The 18178-nt window shown below is 66.2% G+C and carries 13 protein-coding genes; 7 read left to right on the top strand and 6 right to left on the bottom strand.

Annotated elements, in window-relative coordinates:
* Nucleotides 1–64 precede the first annotated feature (64 nt).
* Nucleotides 65–3316, bottom strand: coding sequence for a WD40/YVTN/BNR-like repeat-containing protein (locus ACIQ51_RS02185; RefSeq protein WP_396203366.1), 3252 nt, complete (start codon nt 3314–3316; stop codon nt 65–67).
* An 84-nt stretch (nt 3317–3400) separates the two neighbouring features.
* On the opposite strand from ACIQ51_RS02185, the gene ACIQ51_RS02180 reads away from it, so the two are divergent.
* From ACIQ51_RS02180 to ACIQ51_RS02165, 4 genes are all read left to right on the top strand, one after another.
* Complete coding sequence (locus ACIQ51_RS02180; protein ID WP_396203365.1) at nt 3401–4462, top strand: NAD(P)-dependent alcohol dehydrogenase; 1062 nt, start codon at nt 3401–3403, stop codon at nt 4460–4462.
* A 203-nt stretch (nt 4463–4665) separates the two neighbouring features.
* A complete protein-coding gene (locus ACIQ51_RS02175) occupies nt 4666–5391 on the top strand; it encodes a response regulator transcription factor (RefSeq protein WP_396203364.1) in 726 nt (241 codons plus the stop codon).
* A 39-nt stretch (nt 5392–5430) separates the two neighbouring features.
* A complete protein-coding gene (locus ACIQ51_RS02170; RefSeq protein ID WP_396203363.1) occupies nt 5431–7002 on the top strand; it encodes an alkaline phosphatase family protein in 1572 nt (523 codons plus the stop codon).
* A 16-nt stretch (nt 7003–7018) separates the two neighbouring features.
* Entirely contained in the window at nt 7019–7963 is a 945-nt protein-coding gene (locus ACIQ51_RS02165) for an alpha/beta fold hydrolase (RefSeq protein WP_396203362.1), read from the top strand.
* A gap of 5 nt (nt 7964–7968) precedes the next feature.
* Here the strand turns inward: ACIQ51_RS02165 and ACIQ51_RS02160 are convergent, their stop codons facing one another.
* Nucleotides 7969–9138, bottom strand: a complete 1170-nt coding sequence (locus ACIQ51_RS02160; RefSeq protein WP_396203361.1) for a pyridoxal phosphate-dependent aminotransferase — start codon at nt 9136–9138, stop codon at nt 7969–7971.
* 59 nt (nt 9139–9197) lie between these two features.
* Here ACIQ51_RS02160 and ACIQ51_RS02155 point away from each other — a divergent pair, with 59 nt between their 5' ends.
* The gene (locus ACIQ51_RS02155) at nt 9198–9659 is read left to right on the top strand and encodes a DUF3429 domain-containing protein (RefSeq protein WP_396203360.1); all 462 of its coding nucleotides are present in this window, start codon (nt 9198–9200) and stop codon (nt 9657–9659) included.
* Between the two features lie 13 nt (nt 9660–9672).
* On the opposite strand, the gene ACIQ51_RS02150 is transcribed toward ACIQ51_RS02155, so the two are convergent.
* The gene (locus tag ACIQ51_RS02150; RefSeq protein ID WP_396203359.1) at nt 9673–10167 is read right to left on the bottom strand and encodes a RidA family protein; all 495 of its coding nucleotides are present in this window, start codon (nt 10165–10167) and stop codon (nt 9673–9675) included.
* 189 nt (nt 10168–10356) lie between these two features.
* On the opposite strand from ACIQ51_RS02150, the gene ACIQ51_RS02145 reads away from it, so the two are divergent.
* Nucleotides 10357–12045 (top strand): GMC oxidoreductase, encoded by a 1689-nt coding sequence (locus ACIQ51_RS02145; protein ID WP_396203358.1) that lies wholly within the window; start codon nt 10357–10359, stop codon nt 12043–12045.
* 13 nt (nt 12046–12058) lie between these two features.
* Nucleotides 12059–12724: a gluconate 2-dehydrogenase subunit 3 family protein gene (locus ACIQ51_RS02140; RefSeq protein ID WP_396203357.1), complete on the top strand. Its 666-nt coding sequence runs from the start codon at nt 12059–12061 to the stop codon at nt 12722–12724.
* 119 nt (nt 12725–12843) lie between these two features.
* Here ACIQ51_RS02140 and ACIQ51_RS02135 read toward each other — a convergent pair whose 3' ends face one another.
* From ACIQ51_RS02135 to ACIQ51_RS02125, 3 genes are all read right to left on the bottom strand, one after another.
* A complete protein-coding gene (locus tag ACIQ51_RS02135) occupies nt 12844–14022 on the bottom strand; it encodes a PQQ-dependent sugar dehydrogenase (RefSeq protein ID WP_396203356.1) in 1179 nt (392 codons plus the stop codon).
* A gap of 52 nt (nt 14023–14074) precedes the next feature.
* Nucleotides 14075–14980, bottom strand: coding sequence for a histone deacetylase (locus ACIQ51_RS02130; protein ID WP_396203355.1), 906 nt, complete (start codon nt 14978–14980; stop codon nt 14075–14077).
* A gap of 128 nt (nt 14981–15108) precedes the next feature.
* Nucleotides 15109–18126, bottom strand: coding sequence for a WD40/YVTN/BNR-like repeat-containing protein (locus ACIQ51_RS02125; RefSeq protein ID WP_396203354.1), 3018 nt, complete (start codon nt 18124–18126; stop codon nt 15109–15111).
* Nucleotides 18127–18178: the final 52 nt, after the last annotated feature.

Raw genomic sequence — 18178 nt, 5'->3', positions numbered from 1 at the left:
GCGCGCAACGCAGAACGGCGCCCTGGGCAGTGGCCCAACGCGCCGTTCTGCGTGGTGTACCTCTTTATCGCTTCCCGTCTTCTTCCGTCTCGAAGCCGAAGGGATTGGCGCCACCGGCGGCGCCCATATTCTCGATACGCAGCGTCTGTTTCTGGATCGTGTTGCCGATCTGCAGCACGATGCCGTACTCGCCGGTATTGGCCACACCACCGCCGCCACCGAAACCGCCAAAACCACCGCGACCACCGGCCGGCATGGGCAGACCAATCAGCTCAAACACTTTGCGCACGGCCGGATTGCTGCCGGCGTTTTGCATCTGGGCCGCACGGGCCTGCAGCTGCGCGGCCGCGTCGCCGCCCCCCTGACCGGGGCGCACCGTCGCCTCCGCCGGACGCGCGCAGAACGTGTCCCACTGCGTGAGCGGGCGTTCGCACGGCACCGATGCGCCACGGCCACCGCCGCCGCCGCGGAAGTTGAAGCCACCCGCGGGCGGGTTGAGGAGTTGCTTCGCGAGCGCGAGCGCCGTGCTGTCGTACTTCGCCTTGGTCAGCGAATCGAGGACCGCCGGCATGCGGACGGCGCGCAGAATGCTGTCGCGCTTCTCGCTTGCCGAGAGCGGTGCGCGCGGAGCGGGACGGCCACTCACGCTGAAGTTCCACGTGACCGTGTGCAGCCCAACGCTACCGGGGCCGGTGATGGTGGAGATCGTGTCACCCACGGCATTGAGCACGCTGATGCGCGCCGGCGAACCGGCCTGCGTGACGCGATAGGAGATGTTGGCGCCGTAGGCCGGGTTGGGCGTCGTGAAGAAGCTCTGACCGTTGCCGTTGCCGGTCGAACCGCGCAGGGGCACCTCGCCCCACTGGAACGCCGTCTTGGGCTGGAACAGGTGCACCGGCTTCTCCGCGATCGCCTTGGTCATCTGCGAGAGCGGCGCGACGTCCACGATCCAGAAGCCGCGGCCGTGCGTGGCGGCGATCAGCTCCTTGTCGCGCGGATGGATCTGCAAATCGTACACCGGCACGCTCGGCAGGCCCGCGGCGAACTTCGCCCACGTCTGACCACGATCGACCGACGCATACACGCCGAGTGACGAGCCCACATACAGGGCGTTCGGGTTGTTCGGGTCTTCGCGCACGACGTGCAGGAAGTCCGCATTGCCGTCGGCCGGCAGATTGTTCACGATGCTGGTGAACGTCTTGCCGCCGTCCTTCGACATGAACAGGTACGGCTTGAAATCACCGTTGCGGTGGTTGTCGAACGCCACGTACACGACGTTGGTGTCGAAGGCCGATGCGTCGATCCGCGTGACGTACACTTCGCCACCGTTCGGCAGCCCCATGATGTGCTTGCCGATGTTCTCCCACGTGGCGCCGTCGTTCGCCGACTTCCACACATTGCCGTCGTCGGTACCGGCGTAGAGCAAGCCCTGACGCGCCGGGCTCTCCTCGAGGGCCACCACCGTGCCGTAGGTCTCTGCACCGGTCGCGTCGAGCGTGATGCCGCCGGTGAGACGGAGCGCCGTGTCGAGCTTGGCGGTGAGCTGCTTCGAGAGGTCGGGGGAAATGATCTGCAGGTCCTCGCCGCGCTTGGTGGACTTCATCACACGATTGCCGGCGTAGTAGATGGTGGCCGGGTTATGCGGCGAGATGAAGAACGGCGTGTTCCAGTTGTAGCGGATGCTGAGCTCTGCCGAGTCTTTGGCCTGCAGCTTGCGCAACGCTGTAATGGCCGTGAGCTGTGCCTTGCTGGCCGGCTCGAGCGGGTTGCCGCGGACCACCGCAATGGAATCTTCCCACTGCTTGTATCTGGGCTGCCAGCTCGGCTTGGCGAAGGCCATGCGCTCCCCGGTCTTGAGGTTCAGGCGCTGGGCGTTGCCGCCCTGCGACTCGCCGTACACGATGTTGGGATCGGTCGGATCCATCGCGGCGTAAAAGCCGTCACCACCGGCAATCGTGTACCAGTATCCGAGGCTCGTCTGCGACGCGCGCAGACGGCTGGGACCGCACCACGTGCCGTTGTCCTGTGCGCCGCCGCAGATGTTGTACGGTACGGCCATGTCGTAGGCCACTTCGTAGAACTGCGCGATGGGGAGATTCTGCCCCTGCAGAAAGTTGCCGCCCGCATCGTACGTAATGGCGATGCCACCGTCGTTCGCAAGGAACCAGCGCTGCGGATCATTGGGATCGATCCAGATGCCGTGGTCGTCCACATGCACATTCTGCGCAGCGTTCCGCGACGTCTTGCCACCGTCTTCCGACAGCTGCAGCTCGGTGCTCGAGAAGTACACGCGATTCGGGTTCTTCGGATCGCTGCGCACCTGCGAGTAGTAGAACGGCCGCACGTTGATGTTGTTCATCTGCGCCCAGGTGGCGCCACCGTCCGTGCTCTTCCACAGGCCGTTGAGCTTGGGGCTTCGCTCCCCGACGATCGGGCCCGTGCTGTTGCTTGCCGCCTCGATCATCATGTACATGATGTCGGGGTTGGCGAGATTGATGTCGAGGCTCATGCGCCCCTTGTAGGTGGCGGGGAAGCCGCCGCCCTTCACTTCCGCCCACGTGTCACCGCCGTCGGTGCTCTTCCACAGCGCCGAGCCGGGGCCGCCACTGAAGAGCGAATACGGGGTACGCCGACGCTCCCAGCTCGTGGCGAAGATCACATTGGGATTCTTCGGATGGATCGCCACATCCACGAAGCCGGCCTTGTCACTGATGAACTTCACCAACTTCCACGTCTGGCCGCCATCGGTGGTCTTGTAGAGGCCACGGTCGGGGTTCGCACGCCACGCCGCGCCGAGGGCCGCCACGAACACCACATTGGGATTGGTGGGGTGTACGGCGATGCGCCCGATGTGTTCGGTCTTCTCGAGCCCCATCGGCTTCCAGGTGATGCCGCCATCGGCGCTCTTGAAGATGCCGCCACCGGGTTCGATCGAGTTGCGCGAGTTGGGCTCACCCGTGCCGGCCCAGACCTGCTGGGTATCACTGGGCGCGATGGCCAGCATGCCCATGGAGATGATGCGCTTGTCATCAAAGACCGGGCGCCAGGTGACGCCATTGTTGGTGCTCTTCCAGATGCCGCCACCGGCCGCAGCAACGAACACCGTCTTGGACGGGCTCGGGATGCCGGCGACATCAGAGAGACGACCCATGAAGTTCGCGGGGCCAACGGTACGCCAGCGCATGCCGGCAACGGTGGCGGAATCGAGCGCCTGCGCATGGAGCGAGCCAGCCAGCATCGCGCTCTGCAGCACGAGCCCACCCGCCACCGCGAGTGTGGAGGCGGCGCGTCGCGGGGCGAAACGAGAGAGGGACATGTGGAGAGGTAAGGGGAAACGGTGTGGGACCTGCGGAATCCACGTATGGAAAACGTGCGTCCCCGGCTGCACGTTTACCAGACCATGATTCCAGCTTTCGGCATTGCCGCTTTCGCAGCGGCCGGTCCGCTCGCCCCTTGGCGCTTCGAGCGCCGCGAGGTGGGTGCCAGCGATGTGCAGATCCAGATCCTCTATTGCGGCATCTGCCACTCCGATCTTCATACGGTCCGAGGCGAATGGGGCCCCTGCCCCTACCCGCAGGTGCCCGGCCATGAGATCGTGGGCCGTGTGAGCGCCGTCGGACAGGCGGTGACCAAGTGGCAGGTGGGTGACCTGGTGGGCGTGGGGTGTATGGTCGACAGCTGCCGTCAGTGCGACCCATGCCAGCAGGGGGTCGAGCAGTATTGCGACAATGGCATGACGGGGACGTATGGCGGCACGGAAAAGGAGACGGGGCGACCGACGCAGGGTGGCTATTCGAGCGTGATCGTCGTGCACGAGGATTTCGTGCTTCGTGTACCGGCCAATCTCGATCCGGCCGCCGTCGCGCCCCTCCTCTGCGCCGGCATCACCACCTGGTCGCCACTGCGCACCTGGAAGGTGGGCCCCGGCTCGCGCGTAGGCGTCGTGGGGATTGGTGGCCTCGGCCACATGGCGGTGAAGCTCGCCAGTGCGCTCGGCGCCCATGTGGTTGTGCTCACCACTTCGCCTTCCAAGGCCGATGACGCGCGCCGGCTCGGTGCGCATGAGGTGCTGGTGTCGCGGGAGAAGGCGGTCATGAAGCCCCTGCGCAACTCGCTGGACCTCATCATCGACACCGTCGGCACCCCCCACGACCTCGAGGGAGAGATGCAGCTCCTCCGCCTCGACGGGACTCTGGTGTTGCTCGGCGGCTCCCCGGAGCCACATCCGTCGCCGGGGGCTTTCACGTTCATTATGAAGCGCCGGCGCCTCGCGGGCTCGCTCATCGGCGGCATCAAGGAGACCCAGGAGATGCTCGATTTCTGCGGCCAGCATGGGATCACCGCCGACATTGAGCTCATCAGCGCTGCCACCGTTAACGAAGCGTACGAGCGCATGCTCAGGGCCGACGTGAAATACCGCTTCGTGATCGACCTCCAAACGCTGTCAGCACCGGTGGCGTAGCACCGGTGGCGTAGCACCGGTGGCGTAGCACCGGTGGCGTAGCCTAGCGGGGCCCTGGGGGCATGGCCTCCCGTCCCTTCCGATTGCCGGAAGGTGACGGCTGCCGTCACGGGCCCACCGGTCCAGCACCGCGTGGATCAGCGCAGTGACAGGCCCGCCCACCTAGGTTGTGGCCGGAGTTCGGCGACCGTTACGTTTCCGGGATGCTTCATCCCCTACCGACGGAGTGGCCGGATCCGGAGACCATGCTCGTCGTAGCGGATGACCCGGGATTGCGCGAGACGCTCGCCGCCACGCTGCAGCCCAATTGTCGACAGCGCGTCCTGTGCGCGGGCACCGTGGCGGAAGCCATCCGCGAATGCGCGCAGTCGTCTCCCGAGGTGGTCATCCTCGACGTCGACCTCCCCGACGGCGACGGTTCCGAGCTACTGGAGCGGCTGCGTGGGCTGACCGACGTGCCGATCATTGTCCTGTCGGGGCGCGCCGGTGAGGACGAGAAGGTGGCGCTTCTGGACGCCGGCGCCGACGACTTCGTGATGAAGCCGTGTAGCGCCGCCGAGTTGCTTGCGCGCGTCCGTGGCCAGCTGCGCCGCTCCGCGAGGGCCTCTGCCGCGCGTCTCTGGGCGCACACGATCACGGACGGTGTGGAGATCGACCTCGCCAAGCAGCGCGTGGTGCGCAATGGCGTACCGCAGCGCCTTACGCCCACCGAATGGGCGCTGCTGCGCGCGCTGGTGCTGCATGCGGGGCGTCCCCTCTCATCCAAGCAGCTCTGGGACATCGTGTGGGATCGCGAATTCGGTGATTTCGCGACGCACGTTCGCGTGCACATTACGCACTTGCGTCGAAAGATCGAGCCCGATCCCGCCACGCCTCGCCTGATTGTCACCGAACCTGGCGCGGGATACCGATTCGCCGGTAAGCGGTGAGGCCGCGCCGGACCACCCGCATACCATACATTTCGCCAAATGAAGATTCCAATACTGGCCCTTCCAGTGGTGCTCGCGATAACTGGTGTGGCCGCGGCGCTCGGACGCCCCGAGGCACGACCGGCGGACACGCCCTCGTTGGTCGTCCTGATCACGATCGACCAGTTCCGTGGCGAGTACCTGACGCGCTACGGCACACAGTTGAACGGCGGTATTGCCCGCCTCGGGCAAGGTGGCGTGCGGTTCACCAACGCGCACCACGATCATGCCATCACCGAGACGGCGCCGGGACACGCGACGCTGCTGAGTGGACGCTTTCCCCGGTCCACCGGGATCATGATGAACGCGATTGGGGTGGCGGATAATGCGGCACCGCTCGTGGCAGGCGGCGACGGACCCGGAGCCTCGCCGGCCCGGTTCAGGGGCACCACGCTCGTCGACTGGATGCGTGTCGCCGACAAGCGCACCCGATCGCTGTCGGTCTCGATGAAGGACCGTGCCGCAATTCTTCCCATCGGCCGCTCGAAGACGGATGTGTACTGGTACTCGGTCGACGGTCGCTTCCTGACCAGCACATACTATCGCGCGGACCTGCCCGCGTGGGTCCAGACGTTCAACGACCGCCATCTGTTGGCACAACACCTCGGCAAGACGTGGGGACTGCTGCTTCCCGATAGCGCCTACCGGGAACCAGACAGCGTAGCGATCGAGGGGGGCGGGTACAATGTGGCGTTCCCGCATCGCCTCAGCGACGACATGACCAAGGCGGGCAGTGAGATTCGCCTTACGCCATTCATGGACGACCTGGTACTGGCCTTTGCGCTGCACGGTGTGCACTCGCGGCAACTCGGCCTGGGGCCGCAAACGGACTTGCTGGCCGTATCCCTGTCAGCCACCGATGTGATTGGCCACTACTATGGCCCTGATTCGCGAGAGATCCATGACCAGGTGCTCCGGGTGGATCGCGCCGTCGGCGCCTTCCTCGATTCTTTGTACAAGCTCCGGGATTCCTCACGCATCACCGTGGTGCTCACCGCTGACCACGGCGTGGGTACCATACCAGAACTCGCCCCAGAGCACGTCCGGCCACGCCCGCGCCGCGTGTCGGTACAGCAGGTCATGCCGCTGGTCCGCGCCAAGCTGCGCGAGATGAAGATCGACACCGGCGCCCTTGGCCTTGACCTCAACGTACTCGTCTCGAATCGCCGGGCGTTCCGCCGACCGGAGGATCATGATGCAGCCGTGGCGCTCTTCATGCGCGAGGCGCGGAAGATCCCCGGCGTCGCACGAGTGGATCGCTTCCGGCAACTGCTCGCCGACACCACCGGCAGCGCCATTGCGCGCCGCTGGGCGCATCAGTTTCCCGCAGAGGGGAACGTGGCGGCAGTGGTCACCCTCGATTCGCTCAGCACCTGGGACGGCAACGTCGCCTCGCATGGCTCGCCGTACGACCATGACTCCCATGTACCGATCATCTTCGCCGGATTCGGCACGGCGCAGCGGGTGCGCTCAGACTTCGTCCGCACCGTCGATATCGCGCCCACCCTCGCGCGATTGCTGCGGGTGAAGCCGCTCGAACGGCTCGACGGCGCCCCTCTTCCCCTCCGATAGCCCTGTGGATGGTCGCATGAGACTCGCCCGATGGCTGACCGCGGCCTTCATGGTGGCCCTGCTGCTCATGCTGGCCTACTCGGCCGTGGCCGCTCCGGACATCACCGTAGCGGCACTCACCCCACGCTGGGCACCTGCCCCATCGGTGTTGCGCCCCGTCGATGGAGTCACGGCCCATCTGCGCGACGAAGGACCGCGGAACGACAGCGTGCCGGTGCTCCTGCTGCACGGCACCTCGGCCAGCCTGCACACGTGGGAAGGGTGGAGCGCGGCGCTTCGCTCGACACGCCGCGTGATCAGCGTCGACCTGCCGGGCTTCGGCCTCACAGGCCCCGATCCGCTCAACGACTATCGCATCGAGCGGTACACGCGATTCGTGGTGGCCCTGCTCGACTCGTTGGGTGTCCGGCGTGCTGATGTCGCGGGAAATTCGCTCGGCGGAGAGATCGCGTGGGAGACGGCCGCGCGCGCGCCGGACCGTGTGCGCAAGCTGGTGCTCGTGGATCCGGCGGGCTTCAAGTTCACGAGCGAGTCCGTACCGCTGGGTTTTCGGCTCGCCCGCACGCCATCCCTGTCGTGGCTCTTCACGCGCATTCTGCCTCGTGGCGTGGTCGAGTCGAGCGTGCGCAGTGTGTACGGCGATCCCGAGAAGGTCACCGACGCGCTGGTGGACCGGTACTACCAGCTCACCCTGCGCACGGGCAACCGCACCGTGCTGGCCCATCGTTTCGCACAGACCGCCCCCGGGGCCGACACGGCGCGCTTGGCATCGATCACGGCGCCGACGCTAATCCTCTGGGGCGGACGCGACCAGCTCATTCCGCCGTCGGATGCGGCGCGCTTCCAGCGCCTGCTTCCGAGGGCGACACTCATCATCTATCCGGAGCTCGGGCACGTGCCGCACGAGGAAGATGCGGCACGCACCGTGCGCGACGTCCTGGCGTTTTTGCGGGCGCCGTGAGCCGGTCAGCGCCCGGCGTTGGCGCGCAGGGCGAGTGATCCCAGCCGCTCCCCTGCCGCCCGCAGTGTTTCCTCACGCTTGGCGAAGTGGAAGCGGATCAGGTGCTTCACCGGCTCCCGGAAGAAGCTCGATCCGGGCACGCCCGCCACGCCCACGTCCTTGATGAGCCATTCGCTGGCCGTCGTGTCGTCGGGGAAGCCGAGCGCACTGATGTCGACCATCACGTAGTACGCGCCCTGCGGCTCCGTGAAGGGGAGGCCAGTGGTGCGCAGGATGTCGAGGAAGAGTTCGCGCTTCGCGCTGTAGAGCGCCGTGAGTCCGTCGTAGTACGACTGCGGCAATTCGAGGGCACCGACCGCCGCCTCCATCAGCGGCGCCGCCGCACCGACCGTGAGGAAGTCATGGACCTTCTTCGCCTGGTTGATCACGTGCGCCGGGGCATGCACATAGCCAAGGCGCCAGCCGGTGATGGAGTACGTCTTCGAGAGCGAGTTGCAGGTGATCGTCCGCTCGAACGCTCCCGGCAGCGTGTTGAAGTACACGTGTTCGTGCGGCGCGTAGACGATGTGCTCGTAGGGTTCGTCGGTGATGACCCAGGTGTCGTACTGCTCGGCGTACCGCAAGATGGTGAGCAGCTCGTCGCGCGTGAACACCTTCCCGCTCGGATTTGACGGATTGCAGATCACGATCGCCTTGGGCCGCTGCGCAAACGCTTTCTTGAGGTCGTCCTCGTCGAAGCCGAACCCGGGCGGGTGGAGCGGCACGTAGATGGGCTCCGCACCCGAGAGAATCGCGTCGGCGGCGTAGTTCTCGTAGAAGGGCGAGAACACGATCACCTTGTCGCCCGGATTGCAGGCGGTCATCATCGCCACCATCATCGCTTCCGTGCTGCCGCAGGTGACCACGAGATGCTGTTCGGGGTCCACCTCGAGCTTCGTGAAGTGGCTGATCTTCTTCGCGAGTGCCTGCCGGAAACGCGGCGCGCCCCACGTGACGGCGTACTGGTGGAACGGCCCGTTGCGCGCGCGATCGAGCCCTTCGAGGAGAACCTCCGGCGGATCGAAGTCCGGGAAGCCCTGCGAGAGGTTGATGGCGCCGTGCTGATTCGCGAGGCGCGTGGTGCCTCGGATGACGGACTCCGTGAAAACGGACAGGCGGCTGGCGGTCGTTGGCATGATGGTGACACTTATACCGCCGTATTCCTCACCACGCCACTTCGTGGCAACTTTTACCCATGACGAACCATACGGTGCCCGCCATGCCGTCCCGCGCGCTGTGGCTGATCAGCGCCTCGGGGCTGATCCCGTTCCTTGTCTGTCTGGCGGTCGGATACGGGGTCCCGACGCAGCGCCCGGTCGCGACCACGGTATTCCTCGTCTACTCGGCGCTGACGCTCACTTTTCTGGGCGGTGCGCGCTGGGGGGCCGAATTGGTGCGGGCCCCGCAGCACCCGCGGCTCGCACGGCTTTCGGCGGCGGCCGCGCCATCGGTCGTTGGGCTTCTCGCCCTGCTGCCGCAGCTCGATCGGCGCATCGGCTTCGCCCTGCTCATTGCCTCCAGCCTCATCCAGTTGGCATGGGACGTGTCAGCCGCGAAGACGGGGCTCCTCCCGGCATGGACCGGTCGGATGCGGACGGTGATGACGGCACTCGGGACGCTCTGCACACTGGGCATGCTGCCGCTGGTGGTGGGTTAATCGGCGGCCCTCGTCACTTCGCCGCCGCCACGCACTCCAGCTCCACCCGCGCGCCAGCCAGCAACGTGGCCTGTACCGCCGCGCGCGCTGGGTACCTGCCGTCTGGGAAATAGCTGCGGTACACCTCGTTCATGGCCGGCCACTCCTTGAGGTCGGCGAGAAACGCCGTGCACTTCACCAGCCGGTCCATGCCGAGGCCGGCCGCCCCGAGGGTGCGTTTGATGTTTTCCATCACCTGCTTCGTTTCGGGGCCGATCCCGCCGGGAACGAGCTGCATACCGGTGCCCACGGTCCCCAGTGTCCCCGAGACGAATACGAGGTCGCCCACGCGCACCGCGGGCGAGAAGGGATTGGTCGGCGGGCCGTCGGGGTGGATGAAGGCCGGCTCGGACGACCGCCCAGCGCTTCGGCCGATCGTGCGCGAGCAGGCGGTCAGCAGAGGCAGGGCGAGCAGCGCGAGCCCCAATCGACGGGCGGAGGTACCACGGAGTGTGAGAGAGGTGAGCATGTCTCGATTCTCACCGCCGGGCGCGCCCCGTCAAGCCGGACCCGTTTCGGAAACACCCCTCGCGGGCGGTGGTCCCATCGCACAGCTTCTTCCATGGCGCGCGTTGCGCGACGCCGGCGACGCATCCACCCACGCCGGCGCCGGCACCGATCGGCCCATCACTCCCGGGGCTGCGAAACAGGAGGAGCAGTGCAGGCTGCACAAGCGACGGAGTTCGACGCAATCGTCGTAGGTTCCGGTATCTCCGGCGGCTGGGCCGCGAAGGAGTTAACCGAAAAAGGCCTCAAGGTGCTGTTGCTCGAGCGTGGCCATCACATCGACCACATCACGGGCTACAAGAACGCCACCAAAGGCCCCTGGGAATTCCCGCACCGTGGCGGACGCACGCAGCAGATGATCGCCGATTATCCGGTGCTCAAGCGTGACTACCCGTTGAACGAAACGAACCTCGACTACTGGGCCAAGGACAAGGAACACCCGTACACTGAGGTGAAGCGTTTTGACTGGTACCGGGGTTACCACCTCGGCGGCCGCTCGCTCATGTGGGGGCGCCAGAGCTACCGCTGGAGCGACTTCGACTTCGAGGCGAATGCCAGGGACGGCATCGCCGTCGACTGGCCGATCCGCTACAAGGAAATCGAAGGCTGGTACGCGCACGTGGAGAAGCACGCCGGCATCCAGGGCACGCGCGAAAACCTGCCGCAGCTCCCCGATAGCGAGTTTCTCCCCGGCTTCGCGCTCAATTGCGGCGAGCAGCACGTGGCCGAGCAGATCAAGAAGCACTACAAGGGCAAGCGCCACCTGATCATCGGCCGCAGTGCGAACCTCACGCAGCCGCTTCCCGGCCGCGGACAGTGCCAGACGCGCGATGCCTGCTGGCTGGGATGCAGCTTCGGCGCCTATTTCAGCACCCAGTCGTCGACGCTCCCGGCCGCAGTGAAGACGGGAAACCTCACGCTTAAGGTTAACGCCATCGTTCACGAACTCGTGTACGACAAGAACACGAAGAAGGTCAGTGGCGTGCGCGTCGTCGACGCCCTCACGCAGGAGGCGACCGAGTACACGGCGAAGATCTTCTTTCTCTGCGCCTCGACGCTCAACTCCACGTGGCTGCTCATGCGCTCGGCGCGCGACATCTGGCCCGGGGGGCTGGGCAGCAGCAGTGGCGCGCTCGGTCACAACCTCATGGACCACCACTTCCGCCTCGGTGCCAGCGGTCGTCTCGAAGGCTTCGACGACAAGTACTACCATGGCCGGCGGCCCACGGGCTTCTACATCCCGCGATGGCAGAACCTGTTCGGTGACAAGCGCCCGTATCTCCGCGGCTTCGGCTATCAGGGGAGCGCCAGCCGTCAGGGATGGGGACGTGCGGTGGCGGAGCTCGGCATCGGCGGTGCGTTCAAGGACGAGATGGCGCAGCCGGGCGACTGGCGAATCGGTGGCACCGCCTTTGGTGAGATGCTCCCTGATCACAAGAACATGATCTCGATTGACGAAACCAAGCAGGACAAGTGGGGCCTGCCGGTGCTCAAGATCGATTGCGAGATCGGTGAGAACGAACGGCTGATGCGTAAGGACATGACCGCCGAGATGGCGGAAATGCTCGAAAACAGCGGCGTGAAGAACGTGAACCCGTACGACAGTGGCTACGCCCCCGGCATGGGCATTCACGAGATGGGGACAGCGCGCATGGGCCGTGACCCCAAGACGTCAGTGCTCAATGGCAACAACCAAGTGTGGGATGCACTCAACGTGTTCGTGACCGACGGGTCGTGCATGACGTCGTCGGCGGCAGTGAACCCGTCGCTCACCTACATGGCGCTCACGGCACGCGCGGCAGACTTCGCGGTGAATGCGCTCACGCGTCGCGACCTCTAAGGAGCCCGAACCCATGACGGATTTCGACACGACCCCGGGAGTCTCGGCGGCGCGGTCCGCAGGCATCGCGCGCCGCGAGGCGATCAAGCGCGTGAGTGTGCTGCTTGGCGGCGTGGCATTCGTGGGTGGCAGCCAGTTGCTCACCGCATGCGCCGGCGATCGCCCTCCCGCGGCCAACGGTACCAACGCGGCCACGGGGCCGTCGCCGATCGGGGAGTTTTCGGTGGCCGATCAGCAATTTCTCGACGAAGTGGCCGACACCATTCTGCCCGAGACGGAGAAGTCACCAGGCGCAAAGGCGGCGGCCACCGGTCCGTTCATGGCGTTGATGGTGACCGACTGCTACACGCCGGACGACCGGAAGATCTTCCGCGAGGGGATGACCGCGCTTGAGGAGGCATGCAAGGCCACATGCGCGACCGGCTTCATGCACGCCACGCCGGAACAGCGCATTACGCTACTCACAGCGCTCGACAGGGAGCAGCACGCGTACCAGAAGACGAAGACACCGGAGCAGCCGCCGCACTACTTCCGCATGATGAAGGAGCTCTCTCTGCTCGGTTTCTTCACCAGCGAGATCGGCGCCACCAAAGCGATGCGGTACGAGGAGGCACCGGGGAACTACGAACCATGCCTCCCCTACACCAAGGGGGAAACGAGTTGGGCGTCGCACGCCTGAGCGTCACCCGCTCGTCCACTGCGCAGACCTTTCCCGAGACGACCCGGAGACGACGATCGCCGCGATGAGCAGAGGCTCACCGCGGCGATCGTTTCATTGATCCAGCGCTGCCGTGGGTCTTAGCGACGCGCGACCGGCTCGAGACGCACGATCGGCGTCGGCTTCCCCTGCTGGTCATCCACCGCGAGGTAGATGAAACCATCGGGGCCCTGACGCACGTCACGGATGCGCCCCTGATTACGCACGAGGTTCTCGGCGAAATCGGCCTTCTGCCCGTCGAGCGTGAGGCGCGCCACACGCTGCCCGGCGAGTCCGCCCACGAACACGCTCCCCTGCCAGGCCGGGAACTTGTTGCCCGTGTAGACCAGCAGGCCGCTCGTGGCAATCGATGGCACCCACACGTGCTTGGCATTCTCCATACCCGGTGCCATGGTGCTGGCGTGGATCGCCTTGCCGGGGCCGTAATTCACGCCAAAGCCGACGACCGGCCAGCCGTAATTCTTCCCGGGCTCGATGAGATTGAGCTCGTCGCCCCCCTGCGGGCCATGCTCGATTTCCCAGAGGTCACCGGTCACCGGGTGGATGAGCAGCCCCTGGGGATTGCGATGGCCGAAGCTCCAGATCTCCGGCTTCGCACCCGCCTGTTTGGCAAACGGATTGTCGGCCGGCACGCTGCCATCGAGGTTGAGGCGGATGGTCTTGCCGTGGTGGTTCGACAGCTCCTGCGCGGGGTGCTTCGCGAGATCCCCCTCAGGAGCGATCTGACGGTCACCCACACTGATGAACAGGTGGCCACTCTTGTCGAACGTGATGCGCGAACCGAAGTGGCCCGGCCGGCCCTTGGTATCGGCGACGAAAATGTCCTTGCCGTTCACCAGCGCGTCCTTCTCGAACTTCGCCAGATGCAGCGCGGTAGTGGAACCGCCGGGGACCTGCTTCGAGTAGGTGAGGTACACGAGGCGATTGGTGGCGAACTGCGGGTGCAACGCCACGTCGAGCAGGCCGCCCTGCCCTGCCGCCGCGACCGCCGGCACTCCGGCCACCGGGGTGGGCACCAGCTTGCCGCCGCGCACGATGCGCAGGCGCCCTGGTCGCTCGGTCACCAGCAGGTCGCCGCCCGGTAGGAACGCGATTGCCCACGGGTTCACGAACCCATCGGCGACGGTCACCACGCGGTAGTCGTGCGCCACCGACTGGAACACCTTGGGCTGGGCCTGAGCGGCCGTCGCCAACAGCGCGAGTGGGGCGGTCACGGCGAAAACAGCAGCGGCACTCTGCCGCAGGGTACGACGGGTCATCGGGGGTCTCCTGTGGGACGGGACGGACTACCCTTAAACGTACGCCCGTAGGCTACCGCTGGGCAAAGGCTCGCAACACCCGCACCGTGTTGAGATGCACCGCCACCGTGTCGTGCACGTCACGGCCGTAGCCGCCGCTCATGGTAGCGCACACCGGGATCCCCACCTCACGGCAGGTGCTCACCACATAGCGGTCGCGCGCCATCAGACCGTCGAAGGTGAGCGTGAGTCGGCCCAGTCGGTCACCCTCGTGCGGATCGGCGCCGCTCAAGTAAACCACGAGATCCGGGCGCGCCTCGCGGATCACGCGCGGCAGGTGCTGGGACAGCAGATCGAGGTACACGTCATCTCCAGTGCCGTCCTCGAGCTCCACGTCGAGCGTGCCGGGCACCTTGTGAAACGGGAAGTTCTTCGCGCCGTGCATACTGAAGGTGAACACGTGCGGATCGCCTGCGAAGCAGCCGTGCGTGCCGTTCCCCTGATGCACGTCGAGGTCCACGATGGCCACGCGCCGCACCCTGCCCAGTGCCTGCAGGCGGCGCACGGCCACCGCGACATCGTTGAAGGTGCAGAAGCCTTCGCCTCGGTCCGGAAAGGCATGATGCGTGCCGCCGGCGAGGTTCATTGCCACACCGTGCTCCAGCGCCGCCTCGCTCGCCTCGACGGTGCCCTGCACCACACGAAAGGCGCGCTCCACAAAGGCGTCACTCCACGGCAACCCGATACGACGTTGTTCCGCGTACGGCAGCGTGCCATTCACGATGTGCGCCACGTACGCCGGCGTATGCACGCGCAGGAGGTCTTCCAGGGCCACGCGTTGCGGGTCGTGCAATCGTTCCGGCGGCACCAGCCCTTCGCGCAGCACGCCTTCGCGCAACAGCTGGTACTTGGCCATCGGGAAACGATGGCCGTCGGGAAGTTCGATCGCGTACCTGGAGGAGGACCAGAGGTTGAGCACGCTGCAATGTAGCGCGTGGCGGAACATCCAAGCGCTCCGCGGCAACAGACAAGGCAGCGGCGACGACGGTGCTCCGCCGCCTCCGCTGCCTCGTCTGCCGCCGCCGTCCTTACGGACGTTTCACGAACTCAACGCGACACTGAAGCCCGCTCGAGCTCCGCCGCCATGCGCTTGTAGTAGCGCAGCTGTGAACGCTGATCCGCCGTGGGCGTGCCGGTCCAGCGCGCCACCGACGAGTAGAGCGTGGTGAGCCGCGACTGCAGCTCGGCCGCCTGACGCTTGAGATCGCGCGTCTGGGTTTCCGCGCCGCTCAGCCCGCGCACGCGCGTGGCCACCTCGGCGAAGCTCGTGACCAGGTTGGCCACATCGCGGTGAAACGCCGTCCATGCCGCGCGCTGCGCGCGCGTGACGGTGAGGCGCGGGTCATCGCGCACCACCACCTTCTGCTCCATCGTGCGGCCGGCATGCGCCAGGCGTACGGTGTACGTGCCCGGCAGCACGAGCGGGCCGGGGGTAGTGGGGCGCGGCCCCTCGTCATCGTCTTCCCCCCCACCGCTGCGCACGGGCAGATCGGCATGGCGGAGGTTCCACACCACGCGGTTCACACCGCGCTGCCTTGACGGCGCGAGCGACTGCACCAGACGACCGGTGCTGTCGTGCACCGTGAGCGTAACGGCGGCGCCGTCGTCACGCAGCCAGTAGTCCACGAGCGCCCCGTTGGCCGGATTCTCACCGCGAAAGATCATGTCGCCCGTGTGCGGCCGCAGGTTGGCGGTGCGGATCTGGTGCGCAGGCTGCATTGAGAACAGGTGCGCCGCGCTGGCCGCCACCTCCGTGGTGAGCTCCTGCAGCGCGTTGATCTGGTCGAGCACCCACACACCACGGGCGTGCGAGCCTAGCACCAGCGCGTTGTCACGCGGGTGGATCACCATGTCGTTGAACGGCATCAGCGGCATGTTCATGCGCAACGGCAGCCAGTTGGCGCCGGCATTGGGCGAGAGGAACATGCCGAACTCGGTGGCGAGGTACAGCAGCCGCGGGTTGCGCACATCCTCACGAATGGTGCGCGCGACGCGGTTGGGGGGCAGATCCCCTTCGACCCGCGTCCACGTGGTACCGTAATCGGTGCTACGGTACACGTAGTTCGTCATGTCGTTACTCCGGTGATTATCAGCCACCACATACACCGTACCTGCCGCGTGGCGCGACGGCTCTACACCGGCGAACCACGAGTCCTTCGGCAACCCGGGAAGCTTCGTCTGCGCATCGGTCCACGAGAGGCCACCGTTGCGCGAGATACGAAAGCGCCCGTCGTCGGTACCCACGTACAACAGTCCCTTTACGAGCGGTGATTCGGCCAGCGCCGTCACCCCGGGGAAGTACGGTACGCCGTCGTCGAGCGAGAGCGTGTTTTCGTTCGGCGTGCGCCCCATGAGCGGCAGCGTGCTGCGATCCACGCCGGTGGTCATGTCGCCGAGGCTCTTCCACGTGACGCCGCCGTCTTTCGACGTAAAGAGATGCTGCATGCCCACGTACAGCGTGTTCGTGTCGTGCGGTGAAATCACGATGGGGGCGTCCCAGTTGGCGGGATGCATCGCATTACCGAGGACCTGCGTGGCGCCGGGCTTGCCCCACGTTTCCCAGTTGCGACGGCCGCCGATGCGGCCGGTGCTGTCGCCCGGACGCAGATCCTGCACCTGCCAGGTGCGCGTGTCGTTCTTCTGCAGGCCGAGGAATTGCGACGCCGAGTAGACCGTGCGCGGATTCTTCGGGTTGGGCACCACCCAGAAGCCGTCGCCGCCGCAGAGGCGGGACCAGTGTTCGTTGAGGATGCCGCTGGTGGTCCAGCTGGCGCTCGGTCCCATCCAGCAGCCGTTGTCCTGCAAGCCGCCGTACACGTTGAAGGGCACGGCGTTGTCGACGGCCACGCGATAGAACTGCGACAGCGGCAGCGACGAGACGAAGAGGAAGGAGCGGCCGCGATCGTAGCTGATGCCAATGCCACCGTCGTCGAGCTTGATCACATGGCGCCCATCCTTCGGGTTCACCCACACGAAACGGTCGTCGCCGTGCGTGGTGGTGCGCGGTGCCGTGAAGGTTTTGCCGCCATCGTCGCTGAACGAGTACGCGTTCAGCATGTAGATGCGCTTGTCGTCGTTGGGATCGATGATCGGCTGGCTCGCGTACATGGGGCGCGGGTTCCAGTCGCTCATGAACGTCCACGTCGCGCCGGCATCATCGCTGCGGTACACGCCCGCCTTGCGCTGGATGTAGGCCGTGCTGGCGTTGTAGCGCGCCCCCTGCTCAATGCTCACCACCACAATGCGCGGGTTCTTGCGATACACCGCGATGCCGATGCGGCCGTACTCGCCGGCGGGCAGACCGTTGCCGGTGAGTTTGCGCCACGTCTCGCCGCCATCGGTGCTCTTCCAGAGCGCGCTTCCGGGGCCACCGCCATCGAAGCCGTAGGCGCTGCGGCGGCGCTGATAGGTGGCCGCGTAGAGCACGTTGGGATCGTTCCAGTCGATCGCCACATCCGTCACGCCGGTGTCGTCGTCGCCCGTGAGGACATGCGTCCAGCTACGGCCGCCGTCGGTGGTCTTGAAGAGGCCGCGTTCACCACCCGGGCCCCACACGCTACCCTGGGCCGCGACCCATGCGGTGTTGGGATCCGTGGGGTGCAGCTGGATGCGCCCGATGTGCATGCTCGTCTGCAGCCCGACGTTCACCCACGTCTTGCCGCCATCGGTGCTCTTGTACACACCGTCGCCCCACCCCACGCTCTGCCGGTTGGCGCGCTCGCCGGTCCCCACCCAGAGGATCTGCGGGTTCGGCTGAAACACGGCCACATCACCGATGGAATGGACCGGCGCATCGAAGATCGACGTCCAAGTGACGCCGTTGTCGGTGGTGCGCCAGAGGCCACCGGTCGCGCCGGCCACATACATCGTGTACGGGTTGGACTCCACCACGTCCATGTCGACCACCCGGCCGCTCATGGAGGCGGGACCGATGGAGCGGAGGCGGAGGCCGTGCAGGTCGGCGGCGCGGTAGGGGGCCTGCGCGTGGAGCGAGGCCAGCGGGGCAGTCACGGCCGCCCAGCAGAGCGCGGCGGGGACCGATCGGAATAGAAGGCGGGTCAGCATGCGCCGAATATGCCGCGTAACTTTAGGATACGCTCGGGGGCTGTTGCCTGCC

This window comes from Gemmatimonas sp. (assembly GCF_044344655.1).
Lineage (GTDB): Bacteria > Gemmatimonadota > Gemmatimonadetes > Gemmatimonadales > Gemmatimonadaceae > Gemmatimonas.
Note: the sequence above shows the minus strand (reverse complement) of the source record. Positions and strands in the feature narration are given on the sequence as shown.

Excerpts from the sequence above, each read along its gene's own strand:
- ACIQ51_RS02180 (WP_396203365.1), top strand. The coding sequence starts at position 3,401 with ATGATTCCAGCTTTCGGCATTGCCGCTTTCGCAGCGGCCGGTCCGCTC.
- ACIQ51_RS02165 (WP_396203362.1), top strand. The coding sequence starts at position 7,019 with ATGAGACTCGCCCGATGGCTGACCGCGGCCTTCATGGTGGCCCTGCTG.
- ACIQ51_RS02185 (WP_396203366.1), bottom strand. The coding sequence starts at position 3,316 with ATGTCCCTCTCTCGTTTCGCCCCGCGACGCGCCGCCTCCACACTCGCG.
- ACIQ51_RS02135 (WP_396203356.1), bottom strand. The coding sequence starts at position 14,022 with ATGACCCGTCGTACCCTGCGGCAGAGTGCCGCTGCTGTTTTCGCCGTG.
- ACIQ51_RS02170 (WP_396203363.1), top strand. The coding sequence starts at position 5,431 with ATGAAGATTCCAATACTGGCCCTTCCAGTGGTGCTCGCGATAACTGGT.
- ACIQ51_RS02140 (WP_396203357.1), top strand. The coding sequence starts at position 12,059 with ATGACGGATTTCGACACGACCCCGGGAGTCTCGGCGGCGCGGTCCGCA.
- ACIQ51_RS02160 (WP_396203361.1), bottom strand. The coding sequence starts at position 9,138 with ATGCCAACGACCGCCAGCCGCCTGTCCGTTTTCACGGAGTCCGTCATC.
- ACIQ51_RS02125 (WP_396203354.1), bottom strand. The coding sequence starts at position 18,126 with ATGCTGACCCGCCTTCTATTCCGATCGGTCCCCGCCGCGCTCTGCTGG.
- ACIQ51_RS02150 (WP_396203359.1), bottom strand. The coding sequence starts at position 10,167 with ATGCTCACCTCTCTCACACTCCGTGGTACCTCCGCCCGTCGATTGGGG.
- ACIQ51_RS02175 (WP_396203364.1), top strand. The coding sequence starts at position 4,666 with ATGCTTCATCCCCTACCGACGGAGTGGCCGGATCCGGAGACCATGCTC.
- ACIQ51_RS02155 (WP_396203360.1), top strand. The coding sequence starts at position 9,198 with ATGACGAACCATACGGTGCCCGCCATGCCGTCCCGCGCGCTGTGGCTG.